The following is a 12,906-nucleotide window of genomic DNA, read 5'->3' as shown; positions in this document are numbered from 1 at the left end:
ACCTCCTGCTTGTAAGGCAGATGCTCTCCCAACTGAGCTAATCCTCCATGAGGTCAATCAAGTTATCTCTTAAGAAGACAACTATTAAATATTATCATTTAAAGCAATTCATGTCAAGAAAAATTTTAAATATTTTACTTTGCATTGCTATTGGTAAGCCGTTTAATAACTCAACAAAAAATATTATATCGAAAAATGCATTCCTCGTCTACCTTTTTTTGCAAAAAATGACTATTAATTCATTTTTGATCTTTTTTACTAGCATCTCCTCATATAATATCAGCTTATTTATATATATAAAGAACCGCCTAAGAGAATATCTTAGGCGGTTCTTTATTGTTTTAAATAGTATTAATCTTCTTTGGCAATAGTAGTACGACCACCCATGTATGGTTGTAGTACCTTTGGAATACTGATTGAACCGTCTTCATTTTGGAAGTTTTCCAAAATAGCAGCAACAGTTCTACCAACGGCTAATCCTGAACCATTTAATGTGTGAACGAATTGAAGTTTACCATTTTCATCTCTGTATTGGATGTGAGCACGACGAGCTTGGAAATCAGTAGTGTTTGAACAACTTGAAATTTCACGGTAACGACCTTGAGCAGGCATCCAAACTTCAATATCATGTGTCATAGCAGCAGTGAAACTCATATCACTAGTAGTTAAAGTAATTACGTGGTATGGAATTTCTAGCATATCTAGTAATTCTTCGGCATGAGCAGTAATGCTTTCTAGTGCATCCCATGAATCTTCTGGTTTAGTGAATTGTACCATTTCTACCTTATTAAATTGATGCAAACGAATTAAACCTCTGGTATCACGTCCAGCACTTCCTGCTTCAGATCTAAATGCTGGTGAAAGTGCAGTAAACTTAACAGGTAACTTCTCAGCATCCATTACTTCATCTCTGTAGTAATTTACTAATGGAACTTCGGCTGTTGGAATCATAGTTAAATCACTATCTGCGATTTCGAAACCAGCCTTAGTTTCTTTAAACTTAGGAAATTGTCCAGTTCCAAACATTGAGTCTGAGTTAACCATGTATGGAGGAAGTACTTCCTTGTAACCTGCTTTAGCGTTTTGGTCTAAGTAGAAGTTGTAGATAGCACGTTCTAATTGTGCCCCTGCTCCCATGTAGTAAACAAAACGGCTACCAGCAACTTTAGCACTAGCTTCAAAATCTAGAATCCCCAAATCTTCACCGATTTCCCAGTGGTTCTTAGGTTGGAAGTCAAACTTACGTGGTTCACCATGTTTTCTTAATTCCACAGCACCTTCTTCAGTTAAACTGATTGGGACTTCATCTGCTGGAATATTTGGTAAGTGGGCAGCTAAATCTTGTTGATCTTGTTGAACCTTTTCTAGTTCAGCATCTAAATCTTTAACTTCCTTACCAACTTGTTGCATTTCTTCAATAGCTGAAGTAGCATCTTCTTTGTTACGCTTTGCTTCGGCAATTTTCTTTGAAACATCATTTTTCTTCGCTTTTAGGCTTTCACTCTTCACAATAAGTTCACGACGCTTTTCATCGTAACCTAATAGTTCATCGATAGTTTCAGCTTTAACATTTCTAGTAGCTAACTTTTCTTTTACCCAATCTGCGTTTTGACGAATCATTTTCATATCTAACATAATACATACCTCCTGAAAATAAAAAAGAAGACCTCCATCCATTGGGACGAAGGTCTTCTTTTCGCGGTACCACCCAAGTTCTTAGCATAAGCTAAACACTCGTATGGTGATAACGGTCACTAACCGTGTAGCATTACCTACCCGCTTTTTCGTATGCTGGAATTTCGACTTGTAATTCGCACCAACCATTACATCTCTTAAGTGTCTACTTAAAACATACATTGCGTTTATTTGTTGACTTAATAGTATTACAAAAGTTTTAAATTAGCAACTACTTTAATTGTAATTCTGCAATTTTTTCATCAATTTGTTTTAATACTTTCGCTAAATCATCTTCGCTTTCAATGAAGTCTAACTTATCGCCGTCGATTTCCATCTTTGGTGATAAGTCATAGTTAGCATACCAATCATCATATCTTTGGTTTAAATCTTTGTAGTAATCATAAAGTTCTGGATCCTTATCCACTTGTTCGTAACTACGACCACGTTTTTGAATACGTTTTAACATTGTTTCAAAAGAAATGTTGATGTGGATTAATAAATCCGGATTTTTTTGATTAGGTGAACCTGGAATTTCTTCCATCATATTATCTAACAATGAGTCGTAGATATCGGCTTCAGTGGAAGTGGCACGTTGCATGTCCGCATTCAGACGAAATAATAATGAATCTTCATAGATTGAACGATCCATAACGCTTAACTTTTCATGTTGTGCCTTTTCAATGTTGTTTAAACGAGTATTTAAAAAGTAGATTTGTAGTAAAAATGCATACTTCTTAGGGTCTTTATAAAATAAAGGTAGAATTTCGTTGTCATCAACAGATTCATAGTAACCAGTTGATCCTAAGTGTTCTGACAATAATTTAGTTAAAGAGGTCTTTCCCGCTCCAATTGTTCCAGCAAGTACAATCATATTAGTCTCCTTAAGTTGAGTTTCATCTATATATTATTTTAATACATCAGACTATTTTTGAATACGACAATCTCGCGGGAAAATAAAAAAGATGCTAATTCTTAGCATCTTTTAATCTTATTTTTCTTGTTCTCTTAAATCTGATGGCGCAACATCAACTTCGTCTAACGGAATTAGATGAGTCTTGTTCTTAATCTTGTAACCAATGTATAGGATTAATACAAGTGGAACTGAAATGTAAGTAATTCCAATTTGTTCCCAATCTAAATTCGCAAATGAAGTTAAGTTTTGACCACAGATAACTAGAATACATAGAATCAAAGTAATGATTGGTCCAATTGGGAACCATGTTGCAGAGTACTTCAATTCATCTAGACTATGACCTTGCTTGATGAATGCTCGTCTGAAACGGTAATGTGAAATTGCAATTCCGACCCAAGCAATGAATCCAGTTAAACCAGAAGCAGCCACTAACCATAGGTAGATTTGTGGTCCTTCGATACTAGTGATAAATGTGAATAATGCAATCACAGTAGTAACTAATAATGCCCCAACCGGGATTCCGCGACGGTTAGTTTTACCCATAATCTTAGGCGCGAAACCTTGGTGAGCCATTGAGTATAACATTCTAGTTGATGCATACATACCTGAGTTAGCTGATGAAATAACAGAAGTTAAGATAACAGCGTTCATCACAGACGCAGCGGCAGCCAATCCAGCACGCTTGAAGACAATTGTGAATGGACTGATTGCAACATCAGTAGCACTTGAACCTAATAAATCAGGACTAGTGTAAGGAATAATTGCTCCAATAACAAAAATAGCAAGAATGTAGAATAAAATGATTCTCCAGAAAACATCACGAATTGCTAGTGGAACAGCTTTTCTGGGATTATCTGATTCACCAGCAGTAATTCCAACTAATTCAGTTCCTTGGAATGAGAAACCAGCCACAACGAACACTGCTAGGATCATTGGAAGACCACCAACAAATGGTGCCTTCTTAAATGTAAAGTTAGATAGACCAACGAAGTGACCACCCATGATACCGAAAATAGTTAAAATACCGACACCTAGAAAAATAAAGATAGTTACCACTTTAATAATGGACATCCAAAATTCTGTTTCCCCGAATGACTTAACCGATAGTGCATTGATAGCTAATATAAATACCAAAGTAGCGGCACTAAAAATCCAACTTGGGAAATGTGGTAACCAGAACTTTACAACTAGGGCTGCGGTACTAATATCAACCGCAACAGTAATTGCCCAGTTAAACCAATAGTTCCAACCCATCGCAAAACCAAGTGCTGGATCAACGTACTTTCCGGCATAGGCAGCAAATGAACCTGAAATTGGTGTATTAGTTGCCATTTCACCTAAACTAGTCATTAAAAAGTAAACCATTAATCCCATTAATAAATATGCAACTAATGCTCCACCCGGTCCAGCTTGACTAATTACTGAACCTGAGGCAACAAAAAGACCAGTTCCGATTGAACCCCCTAAGGCAATCATTGAAACATGGCGGGTCTTTAAACCTCTCTTCACTGTGTTATCTGAATTTTGACTCATTGACTTCACCCTCTTTTATTATTTCTAAGAGGTACTAATGATAAATAACTAAAAAAGTCCCTTCCTGCAAAACGCAAGAAGAGACCACATAATCAGTAACTTTAATTATCGATCATAAAAGCACTCCGTGATAAATTATCACGACAGTCCCTAGTCTATTAAACTAGAGCCCAACGCACAATCCATAAAGTGATTGCTTGTTTCGGCAGTCTTTCCCTTTCACTAATCTTCATCACTGCTTTATCAGCTCAGATTAGCTACTCTTGTTAGCTGCGCCTCTTCTTAGATTTATGAAAATAATTATATCCTAAGATATCCCCAATTACAACATGATTATTTTAATTTTTGTGAATAAACTAAATTATCATCGTACTTATCCACCTGTGTAAAACCTAATTTTAATAGTAAATGTTGTGATGCGATATTATTAACATCAACGGTGGCTTCTACTATTGACACCCCATCCATTTCCTGATCTAGCACCCATTGTAATGCATAGGTCATATATCCACGTTGTTGATAACTTGTGTTGATAAAATATCCTAGTTCGACATTTTCAAAATCAGGTTCAAAGTTATCCCCAATTTCTGGGAAAATGTTAATAAGTCCCACTAATCTGTGGGTATCTTTTAGCCTAATTGCGTACGTTTTATTTGTATCATTTTCGGATTCAAATAACATTTTAGCTTTTTGTTCATCTTCTACCGGTTCAAACCCGGTCTTTTGAGCCATCACTGAATCACTCATCATTTCAAAATAGGCAGGAAAGTCAGTATCATATAATTCTGTTACTTCTATTTCTTTATTCACATTTTTATCCACACTTATTGCTCCTTGCGTTAAAATATAGTTAATTATTTTTAGTAAACGAGGTCCATTCATGAAAATTATTCGAGAATCAATCCGCGAAAACTCAAGTGCATTTCTTCAAGGATATCTTAAATCTGCAGATGTGCAAACTAATCAATATAAATATCCAGCAGTAATTATTGTCCCTGGTGGATCTTATACCCATATCTCACTACAACAAGCCGAAAACTTTGCCCTTAATTTCTCCGCGCAAGGTTATCAAAGTTTCTATTTAAGATATACCTTTGAACATGAATCATTACCATTAATGCCTAATCCGCTAGTCGAACTAGCCAACAGCATTAAATTCATTAAAGAACATGCTAATGAATATAACGTTGATACCAGCCGCATTGTTATCGCTGGTTTCTCCATCGGTGGCCACATCTGCAGTCTCTATAATAACTTTTACCATGAACAATGGCTAATGGATTATGCACATGTGGATAATTCAGATATTTTAAAACCCAATGCAGTTATCCTCAGCTACCCTGTAATTAACTTACACGACGGTTTTCCCAAAGACTCTGAAAGCATCTTAAATTGGGTCAATGATGACCGACAAATTGAAGCTAATAAATACGTTAGCAAGAAAAACGCACCTACTTTCATCTGGCATACCGCTGACGATCCATTCGTCCCAGTGCAAAACGCATTGAAATATTCAATTAGTTTAAATGAAGTCGGTGTGGATAACGAATTACATATTTTCCATCACGGTCCTCACGGAATGGGATTAGCCAACTCTACAACATCATGGAATGATGATTCAAATAACGAACGCGTTGCAACTTGGTTTAACCTAGCAATTACTTGGTTAGCTGAAATTTGGCAAAATAAAAAGAACTGATAATATCAGTTCTTTTTTATTTTATAAGTATGAATGTAAAACGGGACGCCAATTTTTCTTCAATCTTGGTGCGTATTTTACATAGAAAATTTCTGAAATTTGAACCCATGTGTAAGCAATTAATACTGCTCCAATGGTATCTGTTGGGTAATGCGCATTTAGGTATACTCTAGACATCATTACCATTAGTAAGAAAATAACAGATAGAATTTGAATTGCAATTCTCCATCTATCACTCTTCATTACCGGAATAATGATGATCCAAATGATACTGATAACAATAAAGATTCCTAATACGTGACCTGATGGGAAACTAAAACCAGTATCAGAAGCACTGTGTAATGCTGGTCTAGCTCTTCTCACAATTTCTTTGAAGACGAAACCAACTATATCCCCACCAATAATAGTAAAGATTGCCCAAAGCGCTTGTAGCTTGAACTTAAAGCCCCACATAAAAAATGCCATGATTAATACGTAAATAATATCAAATTTAGGACTGGCCAATGTAGTACTTAAGTGCATTAAAGCATCCTTAATTCCTCCATCAGACTTTTGGATTGCTCCAATCATTACTGAATCTAAAAATCTTAAATACCCTGAATCAATCATTACAGATAGAGTCACAATTAGTGATAGTACAGCTCCACCGAAGATTCTAAAACCACGGGTATAATCTTTATCGATGATCATAATCGCATCGATCCTCCCTAATCACTTTTAAAATTATTATAACATATTTCCAGAGCCTAAAATAATTAAGAATTGCTTTATTAAGTGCAATGATTCTAATAATTGTTATAATATTAAATGATTTTAATTTTTTAGGAGGAAAATATTTTGATTGAAACAGCCGTACTAATGATCATCATCGGTATCATTGCCGGTATCGGTGGTGCCATTTTAGGACTGGGTGGTGGAATTATTGTTACCCCCGTCCTAACACTCTTCTTCCACATGGACATTAAATACGCAATTGGTGCTAGTATCATCGTAGTTATTGCTACTAGTTCTGGTTCAACCATTGCTTATTTAAAGGATGAAGTTTTAAATTTGCGTGTCGCAATGTTCTTAGAAATTGCTACTACCATTGGTGCTTTATCTGGTGCTTTACTTACTGGCGTGTTAGAGCCTAAATACCTTTACATATTATTTGGACTTTTGCTATTATTCTCTGGTTTCAACATGGTTAAAAAACTATTAAACAAAAGTAAGTCAAATCTAAGTACTAAAGATGATAAACTAGCTGAAAAGCTTCGTTTAAACTCTTCATACTATGATAAGTCAGAAAAGAAACAAATTGATTATAAAGTAGAAAACATCCCCGGTGGACTATCAGTAATGTTTGGTGCCGGCCTAGCTTCTGGTTTATTAGGAATTGGTTCTGGTGCATTTAAAGTTATCGCCATGGATACTTTCATGAAGATGCCTTTAAAACCATCAAGTGCTACTAGTAACTTAATGATGGGAGTTACCGCTGCAGCTTCTGCAACAGTCTACTTCTTCAACGGATCAATCCTACCTCAAGTCGCAGTTCCACTAGCATTAGGAATTTTAGGTGGTGCTACTGTTGGTTCCAGAATTATGCAAGTGTTACCAGCAAAATGGATTAGAATGATTTTCGTTCCAATCATTGTCTACATTGGTTTCAACATGCTAATCAACGGTTTTAAAGGATTCTAGGAGGTAAATTATGAATAAAGAACAACCTGCAACTAAAGAAGAAATGGGTCGTATCGAATTAGTAATTGGTAAGATTCTTCGTGTCGGTGTTATTATCTCCGCAACCATCATGATTCTTGGTTTACTATTATTTTTAATTACTGGTAAGTCCGGTTATCCTACCAATGTCTTTCCTACTAAGTTCCATGATATTTTTACTGGAATTGCCCACGTTAAACCATATGCGATTATGATGCTTGGAATCTTTTGCTTGATTCTAACTCCAGTATTACGAGTAATCGTATCTATCTATTCTTTCTACAAAGAAAAAGACATGCTATATGTCTGGATTACCACTTTCGTGTTAATCGTCTTAATCATTAGTTTCTTCTTCGGATAAAACAAAATAAAAAGAGCAATGAGAATTATCTCATTGCTCTTTTTTCTTTCATGTAAGCTTTAAAACGATTATATAATTGGTTTAAGAATTCAGAAAATAGGAAACCAGAAGCAATTCCTCCAGCAATAAAAATCACCTGAATTAAATTTGCTTTGGCTAATGCGTAGTTTCCAATCGCCAAACACTTCATAACTTGATATGCTTGTCCTCCTGGCACCAATGGCACTAGCGCTGGAATATTGAAAATAATAACCGGCATCTTTTTATATCTTGATGCGAAGATACTCAAAAAACCGACTGTAAAAGTTCCTAAGATATCGGCAAAAAGATAACTATTAAGGTGCACATCAACAATATGATAAACTAACCAGCCACAAAGACTTACGATTCCGGCAACGTTAAGTGCTTTTCTAGGTAGATTAATTAAGATTCCAAAACCAATAGTCGCAAAGTACACGCATAAAATATTTATTATTAATGGAAAAATGATTATCACCCCAAAATTTTAATCGCCATCGACACACCGAAACCTAATGCACAGGCACTCATAATGGCTTCGATTCCTCGAGATGGTCCAGACACTAAGTTTCCTGATAAGACATCGCGGACCGCATTTGTAATTGGTACCCCTGGTACCAATGGCATTAGTCCTCCGATGATTAAGTCATCAGCAGATATCGCAATCTTTGCACGAATTAAAAAGATTGATACGAATCCAATACAGATTGCGGCAATGAATTCATTTAAAAATCGAATATTAGTGTACTTATCGGTTAGTGAGTAAACAAACCACCCTAACATCCCCACAATTCCAGCTGCCCAGAAATCGTAATAGTTACTTCTAAAGACAATTTCTAGCGTCGAACTAACCATAAAGGCACCAATTAATTGCAACCAGAAAGGAAACGGCAGGATATCTTTATCGATTCTTTTTAAGCGACGGTAAAATTCGCCCAATGAAATTTTCTTATTGGCGAACTGGCGAGAATAGTCATTAACTGTCGACACCTTTTCTAAGTCAAAAGTACGCTTATCAATTGCGGTTACTTGCGCTCCCATATCTGGACTCCCCGACATGATAATCCCTGTAAGCGTAACATACGATCGCGCTTCTTTCGCGCCAGCATTAATTGAAATACGGTCAATTGTGTCAGTCACTCTGACCATTTCAGAACCATTTTCAATCATTATCTTTCCAGCTAGTAAACAGGTCTCAACTAATAACTTACTTTTTTGTCTTTCGTTCAACCATCTCACCTCTCTTTAAGCGTAATTTTTTTTATTATAACATTTAACGATTAGAATAAAACAGCCCATTTCGGCGTGAAGCCAGCAAAAAAACTCGTTGAATAACGAGTTTTGAATTTATTGATTAAAGAAGACCTTTTTAATTTTTATTCCAAAATTATAGAAATCGCCTTCGAAACCAATATATTTATCTTTATATTTACCCGCAAAGTAAAATAGTTTGCCTGAACCTTGATCATCAGTAATCCCGGTTAATTGATGGTCATGATTATCCCGAATATATTGATATACGGCATCATTTTCCGCAACTTTTCTTAATTCTGTTTTATTTCTAGTTAATTGGTTAAATTGTTGCGCAGCATAAAAACTTGATTGGCGGTACAACCAAAAGGCAAACACCGCAATCATTACTACTACCACTGCGACAATCACTGATATAATTTTCTTCATTTTGATACCATCTTCTTTATGTATGGATTATTTAACTATTAGTTTAGCACTAGTAGTTAAGCATGTAAAAAAGGACTGAATTTTTCAACTCAGTCCTTTGCTTTATTCTGCAACTTTGCGGATAAACACGTAATGTGATGCTTTGTAACTAATATCGCTTTCTTGATTATCAGTTAGGTTTTGCACCGTTACCGGTCCTTCAAATGGCGAATGCTTAATCACCTTTAATTTATCACCAATATCCAATTGGATATCACCTAGATAAGTTAATAGGTCATGGTTATCGATAAAACGATCAACAACCACCATTTCACCATCTTCAGCATCATTTAATAGTCGATGACTATCTTCTTTGTAATGACCAGACATGTTAGGGATTACTCCACCATGCGGACAATGTGATGGTTCATTTAACTTTTCATACATTGATTCTAGCAAATGTCCACTTGTGACATGTTCTAGAACTTCGGCTTCCTTATCCACATCAGGTAGTGGATAACCTAATTCGTTTACTAAGAAACTTTCCCAAATACGGTGCTTCCTAACTAACACTTCTGCTAATTTGATTCCGTCTTCGGTTAAACATACCCCAGCATATGGTTCGTGTTCTACTAAACCTTCATCTAGTAACTTATTCACCATTTCGGTTACAGATCCAGGTGCGATATCTAAGCTAATCGCGATGCGTTTGTTGGATACCTTTTCCTTGGTTCCACCTAGTTCAAAAATAATTTTTAAATAGTCCTCTTTTTTTGGGGTCATCTCTATATCTATGTCTCCTAAATAAAATCTACTAAAGAGTATCTTACAACTTTAATATCTATTTTACCATTTTTATTTCTTTTTTTTGAAGAAAATTATATAATTACGTCGAGATATTGAATATTGATATCTACGATACGAAAGTGAGGCATTTTTATGGGAGAGAAGTTGTACCATTTTAGTGAACTTAGCGAACAGGCCAAAGTTACTAGTATCAACGCATTTAGTAAATTTTATGTCATCTGCTATCGCAGTGAAAACATGGAGATATTGAGTCAGGTTCCTGACCAATCCATGCTATGGCAAATCAATCAGGAGGTATATCGTAACAAGTATGAGTCGGTAGAACATGCTGCTAAAGATACGATCATCTATTGTAGTCATAGTTATGAAAAACTACTAAATGAAATAGATATGCGATATCTTGCTAACGGTAGCACAGAGTTCCCTTGGGAATTGTGGTACCAGCAAAAATACGCCGCTTTACCACACGGCGTGTAATTAAAAAGACGTTTTTCCAATTACAAAAAACGCTTTTCCGAATTGGAAAAGCGTCTTTTTTTATTCTATATCAGTTTTAGTATCGAAATATAAATCTTCTTTAGTTCCTCGTTTTACTTCTGCTTGCAGCGTAACGTGTTCGATACCATATTTATCGTGCAATAATTTCGAAACTGGATCATAAATCTTTTCAGCTTCAGAAATTAGCATATCGTCCATGTTGACGTGCGCTGAGAAAATAACACTATTTTCATCTACAGACCAGATGTGAACATGGTGGACACCGGTAATCCCATCGATTTGCATCATGTCATTTTGGATATCATAGCAATCAATCATTGGTGACCCTTGCATTAAAATCTTAACGGTCTTCTTAATGATTGGATATGCTTCTGCCGAAATATAAATCGCCACAATAATGGTTACAATTGGATCGACTAAAACCCAGTTAAATAATTTAATTAAAATCCCACCGAAAATAACACCAAGTGATGCCAATGTATCACTCAATAAGTGTAAATATGTAGCGCGAATATTTAAATTATGTTTGGAACCACGACTCAACATGACAGTAGAAATTAAATTAGCAACCGTCGAAACCACAGCAACTATTAACATCAAGTTTCCGTTAATCTGTTCTGGTTTAAATAGTTTTTGCACCCCTTCAACAATCAACACAACCGAGATAATCACTAAAAATAGTGAATTTAAAAAGGCTGAAATAATTTGTGCTCTTTTATATCCAAACGTGTTCAATTGATTTTGTGGTCTTTGACTAATTCGATGAGCGTAGTAACTACCTACTACTGAAGCAGAGTCGGCGAAGTTGTGAAATGCATCTGATAGTAGTGATAAACTACCTGATAAAATTCCACCAACGAATTCAACTAAGGTAATCAATGTATTTAAAATTGTAACCGTGAAGAATCGTTGTTGTGACATTGCTTCATTATGATTATGTTCGTGCATCTGTTTCACCTCCTGGTAATAATTATACCTTTATAAGCGCAACAAAAAAAGCTGATTTAAAAAAATCAGCTTAAGCAATTAACATTGGTTGTTTGATAACTCTTTCGTATGCGAAGTTCATTACTACGTTTGTAGGATCAACTGCAGAAATTGGAACAACTCTGCCAGTTTCAACAAATCCAGCTTTTTTGATGACATGTTGCATGCCTAAATTCATTGGATTTGTGTCGATGCGTACACTTTGAACATCATCCATCTTTTCAACAGCAGCAAAGATTCCTTCAAATAGTTGTTGAGCTAGACCTCTGCCGTGGTGTCTGTTTGAAACGGCCACACGATGAATTGATAGGTAAGGGCCGTTAGATAACCATTGACCATCAAGGTTTTCGTAACTAGTGTCTAGTCCTGGAATAACAGCTGCTGTGCCTAGAATTTCGCCATCTTCTTCTAGTACGACAGTCCATCCATTGATGATATCGTTCATTAATGATTCCGCGTTTGGGTAACCTGTTTGCCATTGGTTAACACCCTGTTTGGCGAGCAATTCCTTCCCTTCGAAAATAATTTGTTCAATTGCGTTAAAATCTTCGATTTGTGCTCTTCTCATTAACATGATCTAAGCCCCCCTTTTTGTGTTTGATTTAAAAATTTAAAAGCATTTTAGCGACTTAAAAATATTACCACCATTTTTCAAAAAAGCAAAGCTTTTTTTACAAAAAAATAGGCTTTTACAAAAACGCTTGTAAAGCCCATCATGACGCATGTTGAGAAGCCCTTTAAAATCAATGATTTTTAGTCTTCAATCATTCTCCAATCACCCTCATTAGCTTTGGAAATTTGGTTCAAAAAATGCAGTACAGAAGCAGCTGATTTTTCATCATGTGAATTCAAAACATTTAAACCATTTCCAGAAACCATTGGTTCACTTAATGAGAAATTACCATCGCTCATTTCACCTTGTGAAAATGCGATAACAGTTTCACCACTTTCAATCTTAGTTAGAATGAAGAACATTGAAAAATCATCGTCTTCTTTCATGTATGCAGGCATTGCCCATACATCTTCAGCAATTTCTTGCATTTCTTCATCATTAAA

16 protein-coding genes and 1 riboswitch are annotated in these 12,906 nt (G+C 35.6%); of the genes, 4 read left to right on the top strand and 12 right to left on the bottom strand.

The window, feature by feature from the left end:
* Positions 1 to 351 precede the first annotated feature (351 nt).
* The 4 genes from serS to M3005_RS05315 all read right to left on the bottom strand — a co-directional run bounded on the left by serS (position 352) and on the right by M3005_RS05315 (position 4,945).
* Complete coding sequence (gene serS, locus M3005_RS05330) at positions 352 to 1,635, bottom strand: serine--tRNA ligase (RefSeq protein ID WP_293794368.1); 1,284 nt, start codon at positions 1,633 to 1,635, stop codon at positions 352 to 354.
* 271 nt (positions 1,636 to 1,906) lie between these two features.
* Complete coding sequence (locus M3005_RS05325; protein WP_293794366.1) at positions 1,907 to 2,548, bottom strand: deoxynucleoside kinase; 642 nt, start codon at positions 2,546 to 2,548, stop codon at positions 1,907 to 1,909.
* 117 nt (positions 2,549 to 2,665) lie between these two features.
* Entirely contained in the window at positions 2,666 to 4,123 is a 1,458-nt protein-coding gene (locus tag M3005_RS05320; protein WP_293794365.1) for an amino acid permease, read from the bottom strand.
* 110 nt (positions 4,124 to 4,233) lie between these two features.
* Positions 4,234 to 4,412, bottom strand: a riboswitch (Lysine riboswitch).
* Positions 4,413 to 4,456: 44 nt separating this feature from the next.
* Positions 4,457 to 4,945, bottom strand: a complete 489-nt coding sequence (locus M3005_RS05315) for a GNAT family N-acetyltransferase (protein WP_293794364.1) — start codon at positions 4,943 to 4,945, stop codon at positions 4,457 to 4,459.
* A gap of 58 nt (positions 4,946 to 5,003) precedes the next feature.
* On the opposite strand from M3005_RS05315, the gene M3005_RS05310 reads away from it, so the two are divergent.
* On the top strand, positions 5,004 to 5,822 hold the full coding sequence (locus M3005_RS05310; RefSeq protein WP_293794363.1) for a lp_1002 family arylesterase: 819 nt from the start codon (positions 5,004 to 5,006) through the stop codon (positions 5,820 to 5,822).
* 21 nt (positions 5,823 to 5,843) lie between these two features.
* Here M3005_RS05310 and M3005_RS05305 read toward each other — a convergent pair whose 3' ends face one another.
* Positions 5,844 to 6,512 carry a phosphatase PAP2 family protein gene (locus M3005_RS05305; RefSeq protein ID WP_293794361.1) on the bottom strand — a complete coding sequence of 223 codons (669 nt, stop codon included), beginning with the start codon at positions 6,510 to 6,512 and terminating at the stop codon, positions 5,844 to 5,846.
* A 147-nt stretch (positions 6,513 to 6,659) separates the two neighbouring features.
* On the opposite strand from M3005_RS05305, the gene M3005_RS05300 reads away from it, so the two are divergent.
* Together M3005_RS05300 and M3005_RS05295 are read left to right on the top strand one after the other, a co-directional pair.
* Positions 6,660 to 7,502, top strand: coding sequence for a sulfite exporter TauE/SafE family protein (locus M3005_RS05300; protein WP_293794358.1), 843 nt, complete (start codon positions 6,660 to 6,662; stop codon positions 7,500 to 7,502).
* 10 nt (positions 7,503 to 7,512) lie between these two features.
* Positions 7,513 to 7,881 (top strand): DUF1634 domain-containing protein, encoded by a 369-nt coding sequence (locus M3005_RS05295; RefSeq protein ID WP_053950348.1) that lies wholly within the window; start codon positions 7,513 to 7,515, stop codon positions 7,879 to 7,881.
* 25 nt (positions 7,882 to 7,906) lie between these two features.
* Here M3005_RS05295 and M3005_RS05290 read toward each other — a convergent pair whose 3' ends face one another.
* From M3005_RS05290 to M3005_RS05275, 4 genes are all read right to left on the bottom strand, one after another.
* Positions 7,907 to 8,377, bottom strand: coding sequence for a threonine/serine exporter family protein (locus M3005_RS05290; RefSeq protein WP_263505217.1), 471 nt, complete (start codon positions 8,375 to 8,377; stop codon positions 7,907 to 7,909).
* The gene (locus M3005_RS05285; protein WP_330376134.1) at positions 8,374 to 9,138 is read right to left on the bottom strand and encodes a threonine/serine exporter family protein; all 765 of its coding nucleotides are present in this window, start codon (positions 9,136 to 9,138) and stop codon (positions 8,374 to 8,376) included. Before M3005_RS05285 ends, M3005_RS05290 begins: the two co-directional genes overlap by 4 nt.
* 108 nt (positions 9,139 to 9,246) lie before the next feature.
* A complete protein-coding gene (locus tag M3005_RS05280) occupies positions 9,247 to 9,579 on the bottom strand; it encodes a hypothetical protein (protein ID WP_293794353.1) in 333 nt (110 codons plus the stop codon).
* A gap of 102 nt (positions 9,580 to 9,681) precedes the next feature.
* Positions 9,682 to 10,341 (bottom strand): metal-dependent transcriptional regulator, encoded by a 660-nt coding sequence (locus tag M3005_RS05275; RefSeq protein WP_053950351.1) that lies wholly within the window; start codon positions 10,339 to 10,341, stop codon positions 9,682 to 9,684.
* Between the two features lie 156 nt (positions 10,342 to 10,497).
* Here M3005_RS05275 and M3005_RS05270 point away from each other — a divergent pair, with 156 nt between their 5' ends.
* The gene (locus M3005_RS05270) at positions 10,498 to 10,842 is read left to right on the top strand and encodes a hypothetical protein (protein WP_293794352.1); all 345 of its coding nucleotides are present in this window, start codon (positions 10,498 to 10,500) and stop codon (positions 10,840 to 10,842) included.
* A 60-nt stretch (positions 10,843 to 10,902) separates the two neighbouring features.
* Here M3005_RS05270 and M3005_RS05265 read toward each other — a convergent pair whose 3' ends face one another.
* The 3 genes from M3005_RS05265 to M3005_RS05255 all read right to left on the bottom strand — a co-directional run.
* Positions 10,903 to 11,811: a cation diffusion facilitator family transporter gene (locus M3005_RS05265; protein WP_293794349.1), complete on the bottom strand. Its 909-nt coding sequence runs from the start codon at positions 11,809 to 11,811 to the stop codon at positions 10,903 to 10,905.
* 70 nt (positions 11,812 to 11,881) lie between these two features.
* A complete protein-coding gene (locus M3005_RS05260; RefSeq protein WP_293794347.1) occupies positions 11,882 to 12,424 on the bottom strand; it encodes a GNAT family N-acetyltransferase in 543 nt (180 codons plus the stop codon).
* A 179-nt stretch (positions 12,425 to 12,603) separates the two neighbouring features.
* Positions 12,604 to 12,906 (bottom strand): hypothetical protein (locus M3005_RS05255; RefSeq protein ID WP_293794345.1); only part of this gene is annotated, 303 nt, incomplete at its 5' end.

Source organism: Apilactobacillus sp., assembly GCF_025290035.1.
In the GTDB taxonomy this organism is placed as follows: Bacteria; Bacillota; Bacilli; order Lactobacillales; family Lactobacillaceae; genus Apilactobacillus.
The sequence above is the reverse complement of the archived record's forward strand: the minus strand, read 5'-3'. Positions and strand labels throughout refer to the sequence as shown.